This is a genomic window from Rhodococcus sp. IEGM 1354 (assembly GCF_030056855.1).
Taxonomy (GTDB): Bacteria; Actinomycetota; Actinomycetes; order Mycobacteriales; family Mycobacteriaceae; genus Rhodococcoides.
Genome location: NZ_JASHKT010000004.1, coordinates 334958 through 354986 on the forward strand (window position 1 = coordinate 334958; position 20029 = coordinate 354986).

The 20029-nt window shown below is 65.0% G+C and carries 18 protein-coding genes; 6 read left to right on the top strand and 12 right to left on the bottom strand.

Annotated features, from left to right (window positions below; translation table 11 throughout):
• Window positions 1-184: 184 nt before the first annotated feature.
• Genes QM588_RS11160 through QM588_RS11170 form a run of 3 tightly spaced genes read left to right on the top strand, consistent with a single transcriptional unit; the run spans window position 185 to window position 2038 of the window.
• Complete coding sequence (locus QM588_RS11160; protein ID WP_283313546.1) at window positions 185-901, top strand: TVP38/TMEM64 family protein; 717 nt, start codon at window positions 185-187, stop codon at window positions 899-901.
• A gap of 31 nt (window positions 902-932) precedes the next feature.
• Window positions 933-1532, top strand: coding sequence for a hypothetical protein (locus tag QM588_RS11165; protein WP_283313285.1), 600 nt, complete (start codon window positions 933-935; stop codon window positions 1530-1532).
• Window positions 1529-2038, top strand: a complete 510-nt coding sequence (locus tag QM588_RS11170) for a hypothetical protein (RefSeq protein ID WP_283313286.1) — start codon at window positions 1529-1531, stop codon at window positions 2036-2038. Before QM588_RS11165 ends, QM588_RS11170 begins: the two co-directional genes overlap by 4 nt.
• Here QM588_RS11170 and QM588_RS11175 read toward each other — a convergent pair whose 3' ends face one another.
• Genes QM588_RS11175 through QM588_RS11185 form a run of 3 tightly spaced genes read right to left on the bottom strand, consistent with a single transcriptional unit; the run spans window position 2039 to window position 4523 of the window.
• On the bottom strand, window positions 2039-3223 hold the full coding sequence (locus tag QM588_RS11175; RefSeq protein ID WP_283313287.1) for an SPFH domain-containing protein: 1185 nt from the start codon (window positions 3221-3223) through the stop codon (window positions 2039-2041). It abuts the gene before it with no gap.
• 5 nt (window positions 3224-3228) lie between these two features.
• Window positions 3229-3660 carry an NfeD family protein gene (locus tag QM588_RS11180; RefSeq protein ID WP_027497041.1) on the bottom strand — a complete coding sequence of 144 codons (432 nt, stop codon included), beginning with the start codon at window positions 3658-3660 and terminating at the stop codon, window positions 3229-3231.
• Between the two features lie 56 nt (window positions 3661-3716).
• Entirely contained in the window at window positions 3717-4523 is an 807-nt protein-coding gene (locus QM588_RS11185) for a DUF3097 domain-containing protein (protein WP_283313549.1), read from the bottom strand.
• 76 nt (window positions 4524-4599) lie between these two features.
• Between QM588_RS11185 and QM588_RS11190 the strand changes: the two genes are divergently transcribed.
• On the top strand, window positions 4600-5433 hold the full coding sequence (locus QM588_RS11190) for a hypothetical protein (RefSeq protein ID WP_283313288.1): 834 nt from the start codon (window positions 4600-4602) through the stop codon (window positions 5431-5433).
• A gap of 64 nt (window positions 5434-5497) precedes the next feature.
• Here QM588_RS11190 and QM588_RS11195 read toward each other — a convergent pair whose 3' ends face one another.
• From QM588_RS11195 to QM588_RS11230, 8 genes are all read right to left on the bottom strand, one after another.
• Window positions 5498-6577, bottom strand: coding sequence for a ferrochelatase (locus QM588_RS11195; RefSeq protein ID WP_283313289.1), 1080 nt, complete (start codon window positions 6575-6577; stop codon window positions 5498-5500).
• A 102-nt stretch (window positions 6578-6679) separates the two neighbouring features.
• Window positions 6680-7504: an NADH-dependent enoyl-ACP reductase InhA gene (inhA, locus tag QM588_RS11200; protein ID WP_283313290.1), complete on the bottom strand. Its 825-nt coding sequence runs from the start codon at window positions 7502-7504 to the stop codon at window positions 6680-6682.
• A gap of 60 nt (window positions 7505-7564) precedes the next feature.
• Window positions 7565-8287, bottom strand: coding sequence for a 3-oxoacyl-ACP reductase FabG1 (gene fabG1, locus QM588_RS11205; RefSeq protein WP_283313291.1), 723 nt, complete (start codon window positions 8285-8287; stop codon window positions 7565-7567).
• Window positions 8288-8353: 66 nt separating this feature from the next.
• On the bottom strand, window positions 8354-9352 hold the full coding sequence (locus tag QM588_RS11210; protein ID WP_283313292.1) for a VWA domain-containing protein: 999 nt from the start codon (window positions 9350-9352) through the stop codon (window positions 8354-8356).
• Window positions 9349-10335, bottom strand: coding sequence for a DUF58 domain-containing protein (locus QM588_RS11215; RefSeq protein ID WP_283313293.1), 987 nt, complete (start codon window positions 10333-10335; stop codon window positions 9349-9351). Before QM588_RS11215 ends, QM588_RS11210 begins: the two co-directional genes overlap by 4 nt.
• Window positions 10332-11669 (bottom strand): AAA family ATPase, encoded by a 1338-nt coding sequence (locus QM588_RS11220; protein WP_283313294.1) that lies wholly within the window; start codon window positions 11667-11669, stop codon window positions 10332-10334. Before QM588_RS11220 ends, QM588_RS11215 begins: the two co-directional genes overlap by 4 nt.
• Before the next feature lie 266 nt (window positions 11670-11935).
• The gene (locus QM588_RS11225) at window positions 11936-13483 is read right to left on the bottom strand and encodes an NlpC/P60 family protein (RefSeq protein WP_442972897.1); all 1548 of its coding nucleotides are present in this window, start codon (window positions 13481-13483) and stop codon (window positions 11936-11938) included.
• Window positions 13484-13886: 403 nt separating this feature from the next.
• Complete coding sequence (locus QM588_RS11230; RefSeq protein ID WP_283313295.1) at window positions 13887-14429, bottom strand: Rv1476 family membrane protein; 543 nt, start codon at window positions 14427-14429, stop codon at window positions 13887-13889.
• Between the two features lie 347 nt (window positions 14430-14776).
• Here QM588_RS11230 and QM588_RS11235 point away from each other — a divergent pair, with 347 nt between their 5' ends.
• Both QM588_RS11235 and QM588_RS11240 read left to right on the top strand, forming a co-directional pair.
• Window positions 14777-17587 (top strand): aconitate hydratase, encoded by a 2811-nt coding sequence (locus QM588_RS11235; RefSeq protein WP_032387342.1) that lies wholly within the window; start codon window positions 14777-14779, stop codon window positions 17585-17587.
• A 117-nt stretch (window positions 17588-17704) separates the two neighbouring features.
• Window positions 17705-18286, top strand: a complete 582-nt coding sequence (locus tag QM588_RS11240) for a TetR/AcrR family transcriptional regulator (protein WP_283313296.1) — start codon at window positions 17705-17707, stop codon at window positions 18284-18286.
• Here QM588_RS11240 and QM588_RS11245 read toward each other — a convergent pair.
• Window positions 18274-19905, bottom strand: coding sequence for an ABC-F family ATP-binding cassette domain-containing protein (locus QM588_RS11245; RefSeq protein ID WP_283313298.1), 1632 nt, complete (start codon window positions 19903-19905; stop codon window positions 18274-18276). The two genes, QM588_RS11240 and QM588_RS11245, sit on opposite strands and share 13 nt — an antisense overlap.
• Window positions 19906-20029: the final 124 nt, after the last annotated feature.

Consider the following 20029-nt stretch of genomic DNA (forward strand, 5'->3'; position numbering starts at 1 on the left):
GAGGATCACCTCACGTTCGGTGACCCACGCCGCAGGCTCCGCTCCCGAACCGTTCTGTCACTCCGCAGGCTCCGCTCCCGAACCCCTGGGTCACGCCGCAGGCACCGCTCCCGAACCCCTGGGTCACTCCGCAGGCTCCGCTCCCGAACCGTTCTGTCATCTCACGCCGGTACTCTTGCCTCTCGTGACCCGGCACCTGCGCGACCTTCGTCTGATCGCGCTACTGGCGGTGATCGTCGTCCTGGCTGTCGTTGCGGTGTTCGCTCCGCATCCGAGCGTCGAGCAGATGCGCCAGTGGGGCACCTCGGTCGGTCCTGCGTTTCCGCTCGTGTTCTTCGCCGTCCACGCATTGGTGACCATTGCACCCATTCCCAGAACCCTGTTCACGTTGAGTGCTGGAGTACTGTTCGGGCCTTTCACCGGTCTGGCGGTGACGATCGGTGCCTCTACGGTCAGCGCGGTCCTCGCCCTGTTGCTGGTTCGGGCGATCGGACGAGAGGCCGTGGCGGCGCGGATGTCGCATTCGGCTCTCGACTCGGTCGACGAGAGCCTGCGTCGACGAGGGTGGCTCGCGGTCGGCTCTCTGCGATTGATCGCCCCGGTGCCTTTCTCTCTGGTGAACTACGCCTGCGGTGTATCGGCGGTTCGGCTCGTCCCCTTCGCCCTGGCCACTGCCGCCGGCATGCTGCCCGGCACCCTTGGGATCGTGGTGATCGGTGGAGCAATCGGCGGGCAGACCCATCCGGCACTGCTGGTGCTGTCCGGGATATGCATCGCGATCGGCGTGAGCGGGTTGTTCATCGACTGGCGGTTGTCGCGAACTCGTGAGGCCGCGGCGGCACTCGAGAACGGGCGTCAGGGTGAGACCCTTGATTCGGAACAATCAAGCCTGGAGGCTTGACTTAATCAAATCAACGCTCTAGCCTTGTCCTATGTTCGTGATGACCGTCGATCAGCGTCGCAGCAGACGCGACATCGATCGTGTGCCCGATCTACTGGACCGCTATCGCGATTTCGATCTGATTCGCCCGTTCGATCGCACCGCGGGCGACGAAGTCCAGGCTGTCTGTGAGGACGCAGCAACCGTCGTTGCGATCGCCCTCGACCTGGTGGCGACGCCACATTGGAGCGTGGGAATCGGCGTCGGTTCGGTCGAGCTTCCGTTACCCGACACGACGCGTGCCGGCCGCGGTCAGGCATTCGAGGCTGCCCGAGACGCCGTCACCAGAGCAAAGAATGCCCCTGCTGCGCTCGCCGTCACCGGACCCGAGCCGGCAACGGCCGAGGACGCCGAAACCGCGTCGACTCTGGTGGCCTTGCTCGTCGCTCGGCGCTCGGACCAGGGCCGAGAAGCGGTTGCGCTCATGGCAGAGGGTATGTCGCAGACCGACGCGGCCGAAAGGCTCGACATCAGCAAACAGGCTATGTCGCAACGACTTTCCGTTGCCGGCTGGCACGTCGAAAATGCCGGCCGCACCCTTGCCGCGAGGTTGTTGACAGCGGCGAACACGACAGGAAGTCACACGTCATGATCGTCGTCGCCCTCGTTCTGCTGGCTCTGACGGCAGGTGTCGCCCTCGTTCCGTCCGGCGACCGCATCAGGCCGTGGGTCTCCCCCGCGGCCGCCTCGACTCTGCTCACCGCTGCTGCTGTGCTTGCATCCCTCGCCGGGCCGGCTCACGGCGTCGGTCACGCAGCCGGAGTCGTCCTGAGCGTTGCCGGGGCCGCCGTCGGCGGCACCGCCGTGGTGCCGACCGTCTTTCGCGTCGCCAGACGACAGAACGACTCGACCGACGACGAGCCGGTCGAGCCGCTGCGTGGAGGATTGACGATAGGCATTCTCGAACGTGTTGCCGTTGCGGTATCCATTCTCACCGGCTGGCCCGAGGGAATCGCCATCGTACTTGCGGTCAAAGGACTTGCGCGCTATCCCGAACTGCGCGAATCCCACGCCTCCGAACAGTTCATCATCGGCACCTTCGCCAGCGTTCTATGGGCACTGGCGGCAGCGGGCGTGGGATTCGCGATCAATTCGTGATCAGCGTGCTTCCGGTTCCGCCTCGGGAGATGCCGACAGGGCGCCGAGGTCGAGACCTTTGGACAGCTCCGGAGAAGCGGCCAACGATGTGTCCACCGGCTTACGGGCCACCGCCTCGGCGGCTTTGACCGCTTCGGCAACTGCCGGATCGGTTTTCGTCTCGAACCACTCCGCAACCTCGTCCGAGTCGTCCTCGGGCTTCGGCTCGTTGCCCGCGGACTCGTTGGGCTCGTATCGGAACACGCCGTCCTCGCCGGGGGCTCCGAGGGTCTTGGCGAACCCCTTGAGAGCGTCGCCGAAATCGCTCGGGATCATCCACACCTTGTTCGCGTCGCCCTGCGCCATCTGAGGCAACGTCTGCATGTACTGGTACGCCAACAGTTCAGGAGTGGGCTTTCCGGCCTTGATGGCACCGAAGACCTTCTCGATGGCCTTCGCCTGACCCTGCGCCTCGAGGTACTTCGCGGCGCGATCACCCTGAGCCCGCAGAATTCTGGACTGACGCTCACCCTCGGCAGTGAGGATGGCCGCTTGCTTACCGCCCTCGGCAGCGAGGATTCGACTCTGCTTGTCGCCCTCGGCCGTCTTGATCGCCGATTCGCGGTGGCCCTCGGCCGTCAGAATGGTCGCGCGCTTCTCGCGGTCGGCCTTCATCTGCTTCTCCATCGATTCCTGAATCGACGGAGGCGGGTCGATGCTCTTGAGCTCGACGCGGGCGACTCGAAGACCCCACCGACCGGTGGCCTCGTCCAGCACCACTCGGAGCTGACCGTTGATCGAATCACGGGACGTCAGAGTTTCCTCCAACGTCATTCCGCCGACGACGTTACGCAGCGTGGTGGTGGTCAACTGCTCGACACCGACGATGTAATTGTTGATCTCGTACACGGCCGACTGCGGGTTGGTCACCTGAAAATAGACGACGGTGTCGATCGACACCGTCAGGTTGTCCTTGGTGATGACCGGCTGCGGCGGGAACGAGACAACCCGTTCTCGCAGGTCGACTTTCGCACGGATGCGATCGACGAACGGGACGAGGAACGTGAGCTGACCGGACACGGTACGCGTGTACCGACCGAGTCTTTCGATCACTGCTGCCTCGGCTTGCGGGACGATCGAGATGGACTTGGCCATCAACACGGCGACGAACGCAACGATGACGGCCAGTGCTATGAGTGCTTCCACTGGCTTTACGGTCCCTTCCATACGACGGCGGTGGCACCGTCGATTTCCATCACGGTCACGGTGGTACCGGGGGCGTAGACCTCTGTCTCGTCCAGCGGACGCGCGGTCCACACCTCGCCACCGAGTTTGATCTGGCCTTCGTGCGCAGTGACCTGTTCGAGCACGACTGCACTCTTACCGGTGAGAGCCGCGACTCCCATCGGGGTGTCCGGCGGATGTGCGAAGCGCCGCAACAAGATCGGACGCAGACCCAGAACCAATGCCAACGACAACACGCCGAAAACGATTGCGTCGGCCCATACCGGGAAGTCGGTCAACGCCGACACCCCGGCGGTACCGAGCGCACCGCCGGCGATCATCAGTAGGAAGAAGTCCCCGGTCAGTGCTTCGGCACCGGCAAGCACAACCGCCGCTATGAGCCACAAGATCGCTGCCACAGGCTCCATCCTGGCACGAATCGGACATTCACCGGCGGATCAGCTGGTGGGAGCAGCTACTCGGTGACGAAATCGACCAATTGTTCGACGGCACCGATCAGCGGAGCCTCCAGATCTCGAAAGCTCGACACCGACGAGTACACCCGCCGCCATCCTTCCTGCGGAGTTCCCCACCCCAGCTCTCGACAGATTCCGGTCTTCCAGTCCTGACCGCGCGGGATCTTCGGCCACCCATCGATTCCGACGGCGGCGGGTTTGACCGCCTCCCAGACATCGATGAACGGATGGCCGGTGACGAGAACGTGTTCGCCCAACGATCTGGTCATCTTCGATTCCTTGGACCCGGTCACCAGGTGGTCGACCAGGACCCCGACGCGACGGCCCGGGCCGGGGCCGAAATCGGCCAACCGCTCCCCCAGGTTGTCCAGGCCCTCGAGATGTTCGACGACCACGCCCTCCACTCGAAGGTCGTGTCCCCACACGCTTTCCACCAGGGCCGCGTCGTGCACACCCTCGACCCAGATGCGGCTGGCCCGAGCCGTCCGGGCTCGTAGGCCTTCGACCTTGGTGGATCCGGAGGCCGATCTGGTCGGCTTCGCGGCGGCAGCGGGCTTCGGTCGGACCAGCGTCACCCGTCGGCCGTCGATCAGAAATGCGGCCTCGCGCAGGGCGAACAGCCGCGTCGTTCGGGCACCGTCCTCGAGTCGGACGAAATCTCCGTCGTACGTGCGCTCGAAGCCGACCACAGCACCGCAATAACCCGAACCCGCGTCCTCGACCACCATGCCGCGCTCGGCCGGCACCTCCGGTGCCGGAACCTTCCGCATGCGACTGTGCCCTTTGAGAATGTCTCCGCCGTACATGTCGTTCACGGCGACCAACGCTAGCGATACCGGCGTCCCGAGCACGGTTCGCCACGCCGACCTATGCTCGTGAGTCGTGTGTTCTCCGAGTGCAAGTCTTGCCCTGTGGGCCGGTTCCTGGCTGGCCGGTGTCGGTTCGCCGGACGACGTCATCGACGCGATGTCCGAGTGGGCACCGATGCATCTGGTCGGTGCCGGTGACGACGAAGCAGCAACGACGTACGGGCTGCGATTTCCGGGCTACGCAGAGGGCATCGCCGGGGCGCTCGCCGCGGTCCGAACCGCCGCGAACGCAGGACCCTCACCCGAAGCCGGGGAGGAACGGATACGTCTGGTGCTGCCCGCGGCGGGCGCAGTGGCCGAACTGCCGGCCCGGACCGATTTCTCTCGTGCAGCGATCGGTGCCGAGCAGGCGGTGATGATCGGTACCCCGGGCTCGAGCGGAATCGGGCTGGTTCCTGTTGTCGAAGGCCCCGACGTACTGCGCTGGACTGTGTATTCGATCGACGTTCCCGCTCACGCCCACCGAGATCGAGGTCTCGGTGAGGCCGAGTACGAGATGCGCGAGGCCGTGCGCGGTGCCGCGGATGCACTCGCGCAGATGCAATCGCTCCCCACCCGCACTCTCGAGGCCGACCCTCGCACCCGCATCGCCGAGCTGATCGCCGACGCTGCACGTCACCGCTATCCCCCAGAGATGTCCGAACGCGCCTTCCGAGTACTCGAATCTGCCGATCGGGTCGCGGCCATTCTCACCGTCGCGGCCGGATCGGCTCCCTCGGAGGCTCCGACTGCCGCCGCGGCGGCAGCCCGAGAAGAACTCGTCCGGCCGCTGTGGGCCGCGGTGCGCACGGCCCGGACCATCGCTGTGGCGACGAGCATCGGTGCCTCGATGCAGTCGGCCCGATGACCGACCGGACCGACACTTAGCGGTCCTGCCGGGGCTGGGCCGCCAGTCAGGCAGGAGCCACCCGTCAGGCAGGTGCCGCCGCAGGCCGCGACGGACGCGTCGGCTGCTCGCAACATCCGACGGCACATCGATTGCCGTCGAGAGTGGATCCGTAGCCGGGAACGCGACCGAGTCCTCGGCACGTCCCGCCCATGCGATACTCGTCCACCAGCTCCCTGATCATCTTCGGGAATCGAGCATCCGATCCAGGCGTGCCCGCGCGGGCGAACGCCATCCCGAGTTCACGGGCCTTCTCCTCGGCCTCGGTGTCGAGATCCCACACCACTTCGAGGTGGTCGGACACGAATCCGATCGGGCACACGATCACCGCGTCGACGGACTTCTCGGACAGCGCTTCGAGATGATCGCAGATGTCGGGGTCGAGCCACGGAACCTGCGGTGGTCCGGAACGAGACTGCCACACCAGGTCGTATTCGGTGCTGCCGGATGCGGCCGCGACCAGACGCGACGCCTCCGCAACCTGTCGGCTGTACAGGTGGCCACCATCCGCGGGTGGACCTGCATTGGCGTCGGCCGCCGACGGAATGGAATGCGCGGTGAACACCAATCGCGCTTCTGCCCGATGCTCCTCGGGCAGGGACCTGCGCGCGGCGTCGACGGCCTCGGCGAACGCCTCGACCATCAAGGGGTGGTCGTAGTACTGACGGATCTTGAGCAAGTGCGGGGCGTCGTCCCCCACCGATTCGCGGGCCCTGGCGATGTCCTCGTGGTACTGCCTGCAGCCGGAATACCCGCCCCATGCGGAAGTCGGGAAGACGAGTGCGGATCGGACGCCGTCCGCCTTCATCGTCGCAACGGTGTCCTCGACCATCGGATGCCAATTGCGATTGCCGAAGTAGATCGGCAATTCGATTCCGGCCGAATCGAACTCGGCCTGCAGTGCGGCGATGATGTCACGATTGAGTTCGTTGATCGGTGAGACGCCACCGAAGTGCATGTAGTGCTCGACAACGGCGTCGAGACGCTCGGGCGGCACACCGCGTCCGCGAGTGACGTTTTCGAGAAACGGGCGAACGTCGGCAGGCTTTTCCGGTCCGCCGAACGAGAGCACCAACAGTGCGTCGAAATCTCCAGGGGTGGTCATGAAACCATTGTGCCCCTGCCGCAGCAGGGCTGTGGCAGGGGCACAATCGGTCGACGAAACCTTCGGTGAGCGAGCCCACGTCGGACTCCGCTCACCGACGTGTCACATGTTTTCGGGCAGGTACGTGTTGTGGCTCGCTCCACCGTCGACGTACACGATCGATCCGGTGGTTCCGGGCAGCCAATCCGACAGCAATGCGACGATCGACTTGGCGACGACGGTCGGATCGTTGACGTCCCATCCGATGGGAGCGGCACCGTCCCAGTACACGTTCAGCTGGTCCATCTTGGCCGCATCGCCGGTCGCGGTACCCGCAATTGCCTTGGCGGCAAGAGTCCTGATCGGACCTGCTGCAACGAGATTGGAGCGGATGCGCTTGGCTGCGCCCACTTCCCGTGCCACGTAACGGTTCACCGACTCGAGGGCGGCCTTGGCTACGCCCATCCAGTTGTAGTACGGCATCGAGGTCCGCGGATCGAAGTCCATTCCGACGATCGAGCCACCCTCGTTCATGACCGGGAGCACGGCGCGCGCGAGCGATGCGTAACTCCACGCGGAGATCTCGAATGCCCTCGCGGCATCGGGGCCGGGGCCGTCGAGGAACGGCTTGGCATCCGGGCCCATCAGGGTGCGCGGCGCGAATGCGATGGAGTGCAGAACTCCGTCGATACCCTCCGGCGCTACCTCACGAACTTTGTCCGCCAGCGCGGCGAGGTGTTCCTCGTTGGTGGCGTCGAGCTCGATCGCCGGGGGCACCTCCTTGGGCAGCCGCTGCGCGATGCGGTCGATGAGCCGCAGCCGATCGAACCCGGTGATGATCACCTTGGCACCCTGCTCCTGCGCCATGGCCGCGGCGTGGAACGCGATCGACGCGTCGGTGATGATGCCGGTGATGAGAATGGTCTTGCCTTCGAGCAATCCGCCCATAGTGCTGCGTCCTTAATTCGGAGGTGAGTATCTATCGAAATCGTTGTGCGAGAGGGTTTCTCAGTGCCCCATGCCCATGCCGCCGTCGACGGGAATGACAGCACCCGAGACGTACGACGAGTCCGGTCCCGCAAGGAAACTCACGACTGCTGCGACGTCCTCGGGCTGACCGAGACGCTGAAGCGGGATGTATTCCTTCGCTTTGCCGCGCAAGTCGTCCGACAACTCCGCGGTCATGTCGGTTTCGATGAATCCCGGGGAGACGACGTTCGCAGTGATGGACCGCGAACCCAGCTCCCTCGTGATCGACCGGGCCATGCCGATGACTCCGGCCTTGGATGCCGCGTAATTGATCTGCCCCGGCCCGCCGGCCATCGCGACGACGGAACTGAGGAAGATCATCCGGCCCCAGCGCGCACGCAGCATGGCGCGGTTGGCACGCTTGGCGACTCGGAAGGCTCCGGTCAGGTTCGCATCGATGACCCGCTGGAACTGATCCTCGGTCATCCGCATCAGCAAAGTGTCATCGGTGATGCCCGCGTTGGCGACGAGTACCTCGACGGGTCCGTGCTTCTCCTCGACCTCCTTGAAGGCCGCGTCGACCGAATCGGAGTCGGTGACGTCGCAGACGACCCCGAGCAATCCGTCGGGAGCCCCGGATCCACGGTGGGTGACGGCCACCTTGTGTCCGTCGGCACTGAGCCGTTGGGCGATGGCCAGACCGATACCCCGGTTACCTCCGGTGACGAGTACCGATCGCGCGATGAAGTCAGGTGTGGACATGCCTAGCAACCTATCTGTTCGTCCTGAAATGACAAAGCGAAACTTACTGGTGAGTAATAACAGCGATCACGGCAATCGTTGCCGCATCACCAACGCCGAACCGAGCCCGGCGGAGATGCACAGGACGCCGAGGATCAACCAGGGTCGCGATGCGTCCCCGCGGGTGATCTCGAAGCCGATCTGCTCCTCCAAGGTGTCGTAGACGTCTCGGAGGCCCTCGAGCGAGGAGGCCGTGAAGAAACTCCCTCCGGACAGAGTCGCGATCTCACGCAACGACGGGTCGTCGACCGGGACGGGGACGCGCTCGACACCGCCCCCACCTTCGTCCTCGATCTCGACCGACCCGTAGCTGGTACCGAACGAGATCGTCGAGATCGGCACTCCCTTGTCCTTGGCTGCGCGCGCTGCGGTGTAGCCGCCCCGTGGATCGTCGAGGTTCTGGGGAACGGTTTGCTTACCGTCCGAGAGCAGCACGATGCGGGCCGGCGGTGCCGCGTCGCCACCCCCGAGGATCGCGCCGAGAGTATCGATCGACTGCAGCGAGGTGAAAATTGCTTCACCGGTGGCCGTACGCTCGCTGAGCTGCAGTTTGTCGATTGCCGACTTGGTGGCTTCGCGGTTGGCCGTGGGCGAGACCAGTACCGACGCAGTGCCGGCGAACGCAACGAGACCGAGGTTGATGCCGGGCGTGAGGCCATCGGCGAACGACTTCGCTGCTTCTTGAGCCGCAGCCAGCCGAGTGGGTTCGACGTCCGTCGCTTCCATGGACAGCGACACATCGATGACGAGCATGACCGTCGCGCGGTTACGTGGAACACGTTGATCGGCAGTGGGGCCGGCCAACGCGACGGTCAGGAACATCAGCCCGACCAGTACCAGTGCGGTCGGGAGATGACGCAGACGATTGGGCCGGTTCGGCGCGACCGACTCGAGCAACTCCATGTTGGAAAAACGCAGCACCTGCTTCTGCTTGCGGCGTTGAATCCAGACGTACCCCGCCGTCAGGGAGATGACGACGACCAGAAACGCGAGCCACCACGGCGCAGAGAAATCGGTGAGGCTCATCGCGAACCTGCCCTCGCGGTATTGGTGAAACCGGAGCCGATGGTGTGCCTGCGAGCAGTGACGAAGCGGACGACATCGGCGATCCAGTCACCGTCGGTGCGCAGAGTCAAACGCGGTGCCCCGCATCGGCGCAACGCTTTCTCCACGTCGTCGCGGTGTGCTGCGGCTGCTCGCGCGAAGTCGGCGCGGAGGCGGGGCGTCGCGGCGAACTCGCGAGTGCGGCCGGACTCCGGATCGTGCAGAACCACGTCTCCCACATCCGGAAGTTCGAGGTCTCGCGGATCGAGTACCTCGACGGCCAGTACGTCGTGTCTGGCAGAGATCGCCCGCAGCGATCGCTCCCAGTCGATCGGTCCGAGGAAGTCGCTGATCACCACGGCCAGACCGCGACGGCGTTCGGGACGCCGCAGCGCCTCGACGGCATCGCGAAGATCTCCTCGGACGCCGTCCGCGGCGGACGGTGTCGTAGCGATCGTCCGCAGCATCGACTGGCTGTGCACCCGCCCCCCGCGCGCCGGGATTCGCGTCGTCGTCGCGCCGGTGGCCACGACAGCTCCGATGCGATTACCACCGCCGCCGGTCAGATGGGTGATGGCGGCCGAGGCCGCGACCGCGAGATCGCGCTTCTCGCACCCCGCGGTTCCGAAGTCCAGGCTGGCCGACAGATCGACGACAAGCCACGTTTCCAGTTCGCGATCGGCCACCGACTGCCGCACGTGGGGGTGTGTCGTACGGGCAGTGACCGACCAGTCCATCTGCCGAACGTCGTCACCGGGCTGATATTCGCGCGCGTCCCCCGGTTCGGATCCCGGGCCGGGTATCAGGCCGAGGTGATCGCCGTGCAGAACGCCGTCGAGACGCCTCCGTACCGTTATCTCAAGCGTGCGCAGCGCAGCGGCCAACTTCGGATCACGCAGTTCGCCGGACCGAAACGACGGCGGCCGTGGGACCGCACCTCGGCCGGCACTGTCGGCTGCGCTCACTGACCCGGCGAACCGGTCGACGATGCATCACCCGACGGCTTGTGCAGCGACGGAGCGGGTTCGCCGGCCGGACCGCCCGGTGGGCGCTGCTCGGGTCCGGGCTGGGGTGCCGAGCCGGGCCCTTGCCCGGGGAACTGCGGCTGCCCCGGGTACTGCCCCTGGGCCGGGCTCTGTCCCTGCCCCGGATTCTGTCCCTGCCCCGGATTCTGTCCCTGCCCCGGGTACTGCCCCTGGGCCGGATGCGGTCCCTGAGCCGGATACTGCGGCCCCGCTCCCGGGAACTGCGGTGTGCCCTGTTGGCCACCGAAGGGCTGACCGGGTGCGGTGCCGTTGTCCTGCGACATCGGAACCGCCTGCGGCGACACCTGCGGTAGTCCAACGGTCTGCAGAATGCGGGAAATCACGGTTTCGGGCGTCACCTCGTCGGCGAGCGCGTCGTAAGAGAGCACCAGCCGATGCCGGAGCACGTCGGGGATGACCTCGAGCACGTCCTGAGGGACGACGTAGTCGCGGCCTCGCAGCAGGGCGAGGGCGCGGGACGCAGCGATGATGCCGAGGGTGGCACGCGGGGAGGCCCCGTACGCGATCCAGTTGCCGACATCGTCCAACCCGAACTGTTCGGGCGTGCGGGTGGCGGCGATGACCCGAACCACGTAGTCGACGAGCGCGTGGTGCACGAACACCGAACTGGCCAGGTTCTGCAGACGGACCAACTCGACAGGATCGAGTATCTGCTTGGGCTCGGGGGCCTTGATCCCCATGCGATAGACGATCTCGCGTTCTTCTTCCACCGTCGGATAGTCGACGACGATCTTGAACAGGAAGCGGTCGCGCTGGGCTTCCGGGAGCGGGTACACGCCTTCGTTCTCGATGGGGTTCTGCGTCGCCATCACCAGGAACGGATCGGGCATGGGGAACGTCTTGCCACCGATGGTCACGTGCCGCTCGGCCATGACTTCGAGCAGCGCCGACTGGACCTTCGCCGGTGCTCGGTTGATCTCGTCGGCAAGGACGAAGTTCGCGACGACCGGGCCGAGTTCGGTGTCGAACTCTTCGCGGCCCTGACGGTAGATGCGGGTTCCGACCAGGTCGGTGGGTACCAGGTCCGGGGTGAACTGGACGCGGGAGAACGAGCCACCGACAACGCGCGCGAACGTCTCCACTGCGAGGGTCTTCGCCACGCCGGGAACGCCTTCCAGCAGCACGTGCCCGCGGGCCAACAAGCCGACCAGAATGCGCTCGACCAGACGATCCTGACCGACGATCACCCTTTTGACCTCGTACACGGCCTTTTCGAGAAGCCGAACGTCCTCGGCGAGATCGGGACTGTCCACCCGCTCCGGCTCCCCACCCTGCGGATTCGGACTCGAAGACCCGATCTGTGTCGGCTCCTCGTCATTCGAAATCCGGCCGTCACGTGATGTCACCAAGAATTCACCGCTTTCAGTCGATCATCGTCGGGCACGTTCCATACCGCCGAGATCAACTATTCCAGGTGATGCTCGCGCGCGCCGAAACCCACCCCTGACCCGCGCGCCGGAGTGGAGCCTGCGGAACGACGCAGAAGTACCGAACAGCAACCTCGGGAGCGACAGCGAGCTCAGGACACCATGCGCACGGCGTACGGCGTCATACCGCTGTACCTGACGTCTGAGACCTTGACCACCGATCCGGATTGCGGGGCCTCGAGCATCTTCCCGTCGCCGAGGTAGAGCGCGACGTGCTGACTGGCGTTCGGTCCGTAGAAGATCATGTCGCCACGCTTCATCTGCGACGACGGAACCTGCTTGCCTGCCGTGTACTGGTAGCCGGTGTAGTGGGGCAGAGAGATACCCAGACCTGCGAATGCGTAGATCATGAGGCCGGAGCAGTCGAAGCCCACCTTGTTGTAGTCGCCGTAACTGTCTGCGACTCCGCCGTCTCGGATTCCCTTGGTCGGCCCGTTCTCGTCGCCGCCGCCCCAGGAATACGGAACACCGAGCTGGCTCATCCCGCGGTCGATCGCCAATTCCACGGCAGCACTGCCCGTCACCGACGGTGTGGTCGAGGGCTTGGGCTTGCTGGGAGTGGGCTTGCTGGGTGCGGGCTGGGTCGGAGTCGTGGTTCCGCTCGAACTGTCGGAGTCGGTGGACGAACTCGAGTCGTCGACGTCCACGTGCGAGCGCTGGCCCTCCGCGATCGCAGCGGCTCGTTGCTGCGCAGCCAGGTTGGCCGACACCCGGGCCGCCGCCTGAACCGCGGCCTCACGAGCGGCAGCCGCAGCCGCGGCTATTGCTGCATCCTCGGCCGCCTTCTGCGCTTCCCAGTCGCTGTACGCGGCTCGTTGACCCTGGAGGCCGGCCACGTTGCTCCGGGCTGCGTCGAGCTCGGTCTGAGCGGCGTCTCGCTGGGACTCGATAGCGGCTTTCTGATCGGCCTCGGCTTGCAACGCTGCCTGCGCTGCAGCGATGGCCTGCTCGGCCTCGGCTTTCTTCGATTCGGCTTCGGACGCTGCCGCATCCGCCTGCTGCTTGGATTCACGGGCGGCCGAGTCCCGGTTCGCCTGCTCGGTTCGGGCCCGCTGGAGGCCGTCGAGCACGGCATTCTGACTGTTGGACAGCACCTTGAGAACTTGGGCGCGGTCGAGAACGTCGTCCGGTCCGCTCGAACCGAGGAACGACGCCATCGAGGCGACGCCCGAGCCCTGGGTGTAGCTCGATTTGGCGAACTCGTCGAACTTGCGCTGGGCTGCCTGAATCTGTGTGCCTGCATCGGCGAGCGCCTGCTGCGCTGCTCCTACGACTGCTGCGGCCACGTCGGCGGCGTCCCGTGCGTTCTGCAGGTCGACCAGGGCTTTGTTGACGCCTTCTCGCTTCACGGCGACCTCGTCGTCGAGCTGTGCGAGTTGTTGATTGGCGGATGCGATCGCGTCGATCAGCTGTCCGACCTGGCCCAGGCGGGAGTCGACGGCGCTGCCGGCCGCGGCGATGTCGGTATCGGACGGGTTGGGCGGGGGCGGCGGTACCGCGGCGGCGACTCCGGGCATGGTCGCGGTCAGCGCGAGAACCAGACCGGCACCTGCCAGTACGAATCGGGTACGGACGAGCGCTCTGCGGCGCGTGCCGCGAACTGGACGTCGGCTCACAAATGTCTCCCTCGGGTCCGGCATTCACTCGGGTCCCGAGAGGACCGTCGTGCCGTCGAGGCGTTCCCCGTTCCCACCCCGATCGCAGGTGACGGTGAACATGTTCGCCGGGCGGGAAAGTGGCGCGCAGCGACACGACAGGTGCGAACCACGTCAGTCACACCCGAAGCAGTGGCCTCCCGAGTTCCCCACGGATGACACCTGCCTTCTGCGACACTCCTTCCCCAGCAGTGCCAATGGCACCGTACGACACTTCGCACACTAAAGAAACTCCAGTCACAAATGACACATTTGTAATTCCACCAGGCACAATGCCGTGAACTCGGTGTTTGCCCGAAACAATTTTTCGGACTTTTTCCGGACCGACGTCCGGTGGCGCGATCGCGCGTCGGTGTCGGTCGGTCGAATGACGAATGTGCGCGCGACGTCAGCGCTCGACGGGCTGCGCTTCGTGCGCATCGGCAGTGGCCGATCGTGCGCGATATCGACGCACCTTCACGGCGGCTGTCAGCGCGGCTACCGCGGCGACGATCACCACGAGTCCACCCGTCAGCAAGCCCCACGGAGTCTGGTCCTCGACGAGGGTGTCGACGAAGTTGTCGGCGGCGACGACGTGATTTCCGGTGTACGTGCGATCCTGCCCGGCTTCGAGTGTCACTCGGCTGATCGAGTCGCTGAACGTTCCGACCTGCCCCGGGCTCAGCACCAATACAGTTCCGCCCTCGCGGGCACCGACCGCAGTGGCGAGGTCGCGTAGCTGCGAATCGTGGCGCGGTTCGTCGGGGACGATCACGATGCTCAGATCGATTCCGTGGTCCTCGGCTCGGTTCACGGCGGCAGTCAGTCCGTCCTGCTCTGCCGCAGGAGCGCTGACTCCTGACTCGCGGACCGTGGCGACGATGCTGTCGACGTCCAGACCTGCCGGGATATCGGTGGCAAGTGGGGAAACAGCGTGGATCGGCTCAGGCATCTCTCGTCCAGTCGGTAGGAACTCCTCGCGTGGAACCCTACGTCACGGTGCCGTCGATTCTCGGGAGGCAGGCAGGCCCGACGCGGCAACTGAGGCCGCCCTTCATTGCGTCGCACGATGCACTACGTGAGGATTGTGACGTGGGTCGTTCTCTCGGTGTCCGCCGCGAAACGGACCCGCACGTTTTCACAGGACAAGCGTACTGTTAGACTTTCATCGAGACACTGCCCGAGGGTCCGCAAGCAGTCCGCACGCCGGATGCCATGCCGAGACACACGGTCAGCGCCTCGCTTCAACCGTCGACACAGCCCCGTCGGCGGTGTGCCTCATAGACGAGTGGAGCTGAAGTGACCGCAAGTAACAATTCATTCGGTGCAAAGGGCACCCTCGAAGTCGGAGAGAACTCGTACGAGATCTTTCGGCTGTCGGCCTTGCCCGGTGCCGAGAAACTGCCCTATGCACTGAAGGTCCTCGCGGAGAACCTCCTTCGCACCGAGGACGGTGCAAACATCACCGCCGACCATATTCGCTCGATCGCGTCGTGGGATCCCTCGGCCGACCCGAGTATCGAAATCCAGTTCACCCCTGCGCGAGTCATCATGCAGGACTTCACCGGCGTTCCGTGTGTCGTGGACCTTGCCACCATGCGTGAGGCCGTGACCACCCTCGGTGGCGACCCCAACAAGGTCAACCCCCTCTCCCCCGCCGACATGGTCATCGACCACTCGGTCATCCTCGACGTGTTCGGCCGCGCCGATGCACTCGAGCGCAACGTCGACCTCGAATACGAGCGCAACGGCGAGCGTTACCAGTTCCTGCGATGGGGCCAGGGCGCCTTCGACGACTTCAAGGTCGTCCCGCCCGGCATGGGCATCGTGCACCAGGTCAACATCGAGTACCTCGCACCGACCGTCATGACCCGCAAGGGCCAGGCGTACCCCGACACCTGCGTCGGAACCGACTCGCACACGACCATGGTCAACGGCCTCGGCGTGCTCGGCTGGGGCGTCGGCGGAATCGAAGCCGAGGCAGCCATGCTCGGCCAGCCCGTGTCGATGCTGATCCCGCGTGTCGTCGGCTTCAAGCTCTCGGGCGAGATTCAGCCGGGCGTCACGGCCACCGACGTCGTTCTGACCGCCACCGAGATGCTGCGCAAGCACGGCGTCGTCGGAAAGTTCGTGGAGTTCTACGGTGAAGGTGTGGCCGAGGTTCCCCTCGCCAACCGCGCCACCCTGGGCAACATGAGCCCCGAATTCGGCTCCACCGCAGCCATTTTCCCGATCGACGAAGAGACGATCAATTACCTGCGCCTCACCGGCCGCAGCGACGAGCAGCTCGCTCTCGTCGAGGCGTACGCCAAGGAACAGGGCATGTGGCACGACCCGAAGAACGAAGCCGTGTACTCCGAGTACATCGAGCTCGACCTCAACACGGTTGTCCCGTCCATCGCAGGCCCGAAGCGCCCGCAGGACCGAATCCTGTTGTCCGAGTCCAAGGTTGCGTTCCGCAAGGACATCCACAACTACGTCGAGGAGAACCACCCGGCGCACGAGGGTGACAGCAAGCTCGACGAGGCCCTCAACGAGTCGTTCCCGGCCAGCGATCCCGCTTCGCTGAGCTTCGCAGAAGACGATGCAGTCGACGTGCGGTCCGCCGCGTACGGCTCCGAAGGCCGCCCGAGCAAGCCGGTTCGCGTCATCACCGACGAAGCAGGTGAGTTCGTCCTCGACCATGGTGCCGTCGTGGTGGCAGGTATCACCTCCTGCACCAACACCTCCAACCCGTCGGTCATGCTCGGCGCAGCACTGCTCGCCCGCAACGCCGTCGAAAAGGGCCTGTCTACCAAGCCGTGGGTCAAGACCAACATGGCACCCGGTTCGCAGGTCGTGACCGACTACTACGAGAAGGCCGGCCTGTGGCCGTACCTCGAGAAGCTCGGCTACTTCCTGGGCGGCTACGGCTGCACCACGTGCATCGGTAACACCGGCCCGTTGCTCGAGCCGATCTCGAAGGCGATCAACGACAACGATCTTTCGGTGACCGCCGTGCTGTCGGGCAACCGCAACTTCGAGGGTCGCATCTCCCCCGACGTCAAGATGAACTACCTGGCGTCGCCGCCGCTGGTCATCGCTTACGGCCTCGCGGGCACGATGGACTTCGACTTCGAGACCGACCCGCTCGGTAACGACCACGAGGGCAACCCGGTCTACCTCAAGGACATCTGGCCGTCGTCGCAGGAGATCGAGGACACGATCAAGTCCTCGATCAGCCGGGACATGTTCAGCAAGTCCTACGAGACGATCTTCGCCGGTGACAGCCGCTGGCAGAACCTGTCGACCCCCGAGGGCGACACGTTCGAGTGGGATCCCAACTCGACGTACGTGCGGAAGCCTCCGTACTTCGACGGCATGACGATGGACCCGGCTCCGGTCGAGGACATCAAGGGTGCTCGCGTACTGGCACTGCTCGGCGATTCGGTCACCACCGACCACATCAGCCCGGCAGGTCCCATCAAGGCCGGTACGCCTGCCGCTCAGTACCTCGATTCGCACGGTGTCGAGCGCAAGGACTACAACTCGCTCGGATCGCGCCGCGGTAACCACGAGGTCATGATTCGCGGAACGTTCGCGAACATCCGTCTGAAGAACCAGCTGCTCGACGACGTCTCGGGTGGCTACACCCGCGACTTCACCCAGGACGGTGGCCCGCAGTCGTTCATCTACGATGCGTCGCAGAACTACCAGAAGGCCGGCATCCCGCTGGTCGTGCTGGGCGGCAAGGAGTACGGCTCCGGAAGCTCCCGTGACTGGGCAGCCAAGGGCACCTCGCTCCTGGGCGTCAAGGCGGTCATCACCGAGTCGTTCGAGCGCATCCACCGCTCCAACCTCATCGGCATGGGCGTCGTTCCGCTGCAGTTCCCGGCAGGCGAGAGCGCAGCGTCGCTCAAGCTCGACGGCACCGAGACGTTCGACATCATCGGCGTCGAGAAGCTGAACGAGGGCACCACCCCGAAGACGATGGCGGTGACCGCGACCAAGGAAGACGGAACCAAGGTCGAATTCGACGCCGTGGTCCGAATCGATACCCCCGGTGAAGCGGACTACTACCGCAACGGCGGAATCCTGCAGTACGTCCTGCGCAACATGATCAGAGGCTAGTCACACGGCACTGTAGACAGACGCCACGCACAGCGATGGGCCCGGAACTCGATACGTGTTTCGGGCCCATCGCCGTATCGGTACGGGCCCCTTCATCGGAAAGTAGGAGTTTCACACGTGCCCAAGGTCAGTGAAGACCACCTGGCGGCCCGCCGCAGCGAGATTCTCGACGGTGCGCGTAAATGCTTCGGAGAGTTCGGCTACGAGGGCGCAACGGTGCGACGCCTCGAGGAGGCGACAGGCCTCTCCCGCGGAGCCATCTTTCACCACTTCAAGGACAAGGACGGTCTCTTCCTCGCGTTGGCGCAGGAGGATGCCCGGCGCATGGCAGATGTCGCTGCGACGCAGGGTCTGGTTCAGGTGATGCGAGACATGCTGGCTCAGCCGGAGCAGTTCGAGTGGCTCGGAACGCGGCTCGAGATCACCCGACGACTACGAACCGACGCCGACTTCCGAACCAGCTGGGCGGAGCGTTCGGCCGAACTGACCGATGCGACGCTCGGCCGACTCGAGCGCCAGAAGACGGCAGGGAAACTTCGGGACGACGTGCCGAACGATGTTCTGGCCGACTACCTGGACCTCGTTCTCGACGGTCTGGTCGCCAGAATCGCGTCGGGCAACGGCGGGTCGAACCTGTCGGCCATTCTGGATCTGGTCGAAGAATCGGTGCGCAGGCGCGACCCGGGTCAGGCCAGCTGAATCAGTTCCAGGTAGTCCTGCGACCAGTGGTCCTCGGTGCCGTCGGGAAGGAGTATGACTCGTTCCGGTGAGAGCGCCTCGGCGGCACCCGGATCGTGAGTCACCAGAACGACAGCACCCTTGTAACTGCGCAGTGCGTCGAGAACCTGCTCGCGTGAGATCGGATCGAGGTTGTTGGTCGGTTCGTCGAGTAGCAGAACGTTCGCAGCCGAAGACACCAGCCCGGCCAGCGCCAGACGCGTCTTCTCGCCGCCGGACAGCGTTCCTGCCGGCTGTTCGAGCTGGGGTCCGGTGAACATGAAGGCGCCGAGTAGCGATCTGAGCTCCTGCTCGCCGGTGTCGGGTGCCGCATGCCGGATGTTCTCCCACACCGACGCCATGTCGTCGAGGGTGTCGTGCTCTTGGGCGAAGTAACCCACGCGCATGCCGTGGCCGGGTTCGATCTCTCCGGTGTCGGCCTTCTCGGTTCCGGCCAGAATGCGCAGCAGTGTCGTCTTACCGGCACCGTTGAGCCCGAGCACCACCACGCGGCTCCCCCGGTCGATCGCCAGATCGACGCCGGCAAAGATCTCCAGCGACCCGTACATCTTGGTCAGGTTCTTGGCCATCAACGGTGTCTTGCCGCAGGGGGCAGGCTCAGGAAAGCGAATGTGCGCAACCTTGTCGGATACGCGTTCCGCATCGAGGTTGGCCATCAACTTGTCTGCTCGCTTCGCCATGTTCTGTGCAGCAACGGCTTTGGTTGCCTTGGCACCCATCTTGGCGGCCTGGACGCGCAGCGCACCTGCCTTCTTCTCCGCGTTCGCTCGCTCGCGACGGCGCCGTTGCTCGTCCGTGGCGCGTGCGTCGAGGTACTTCTTCCAGTTCATGTTGTAGATGTCGGCCTCACCGCGCACTGCATCGAGGAACCACACCCTGTTCACGACATCACCGAGCAGTTCGACATCGTGACTGATCACGATGAGTCCACCCTCGTGGTTCTGCAGGAAACTGCGCAACCAGGTGATGGAATCGGCGTCGAGGTGGTTGGTGGGCTCGTCGAGCAGCAGTGTGGTGTTCGAGCGTCCGCCACTACCGTCGGACGCGGCGAACAGAATGCGAGCGAGTTCGACGCGTCGACGTTGACCACCGGACAGGGTCCGCAGAGGTTGACCGAGGATGCGATCGGCCAAGCCGAGGCTGTTGCAGATGCGGGCCGCTTCGCTCTCGGCTTCGTAGCCGCCGAGGGACGCGAACCGCTCTTCCAGCTCGCCGTATTTACGGACGGCTTTGTCGAGCAATGTGTCGTCGGCAACCTCGGCCATCAGCGCCTGCTGCTTCTCCATACTGTGCAGGAGGGTGTCCAGGCCGCGGGCCGAGAGCACTCGATCCTTGGCCAGCACATCGAGGTCGCCCTCTTTGGGATCCTGCGGGAGATAGCCGAGGTCTCCGGTGCGTACGACCTCACCGGCATAGGGCTCACCCTCACCTGCCAGGATGCGCAGCGTGGTGGTCTTTCCGGCACCGTTGCGGCCGACCAGCCCGATGCGGTCACCTGCCTGCACGCGGAGCGCGGGCCCCTCGGTGGACAGAAGGGTCCGCACACCGGCACGAACTTCGAGGTCGGTGGCGGTGATCACGCGTGAGCTCCTAGCGATTGCCGAACAAGATGAGTGCTCGTCGACCGACGAGCGAGCAATGAAAGCGCCGTAGGTCGGCACAGCAAACCCCCATTTTAGCTCAGCATTGACGTGCCTCCACCCA

Excerpts from the sequence above, each read along its gene's own strand:
- QM588_RS11170 (WP_283313286.1), top strand. The coding sequence starts at position 1,529 with ATGATCGTCGTCGCCCTCGTTCTGCTGGCTCTGACGGCAGGTGTCGCC.
- QM588_RS11210 (WP_283313292.1), bottom strand. The coding sequence starts at position 9,352 with ATGAGCCTCACCGATTTCTCTGCGCCGTGGTGGCTCGCGTTTCTGGTC.
- QM588_RS11195 (WP_283313289.1), bottom strand. The coding sequence starts at position 6,577 with ATGACCACCCCTGGAGATTTCGACGCACTGTTGGTGCTCTCGTTCGGC.
- QM588_RS11230 (WP_283313295.1), bottom strand. The coding sequence starts at position 14,429 with ATGCCTGAGCCGATCCACGCTGTTTCCCCACTTGCCACCGATATCCCG.
- fabG1 (WP_283313291.1), bottom strand. The coding sequence starts at position 8,287 with ATGTCCACACCTGACTTCATCGCGCGATCGGTACTCGTCACCGGAGGT.
- QM588_RS11225 (WP_442972897.1), bottom strand. The coding sequence starts at position 13,483 with ATGCCGGACCCGAGGGAGACATTTGTGAGCCGACGTCCAGTTCGCGGC.
- QM588_RS11185 (WP_283313549.1), bottom strand. The coding sequence starts at position 4,523 with ATGTACGGCGGAGACATTCTCAAAGGGCACAGTCGCATGCGGAAGGTT.
- inhA (WP_283313290.1), bottom strand. The coding sequence starts at position 7,504 with ATGGGCGGATTGCTCGAAGGCAAGACCATTCTCATCACCGGCATCATC.
- QM588_RS11165 (WP_283313285.1), top strand. The coding sequence starts at position 933 with ATGTTCGTGATGACCGTCGATCAGCGTCGCAGCAGACGCGACATCGAT.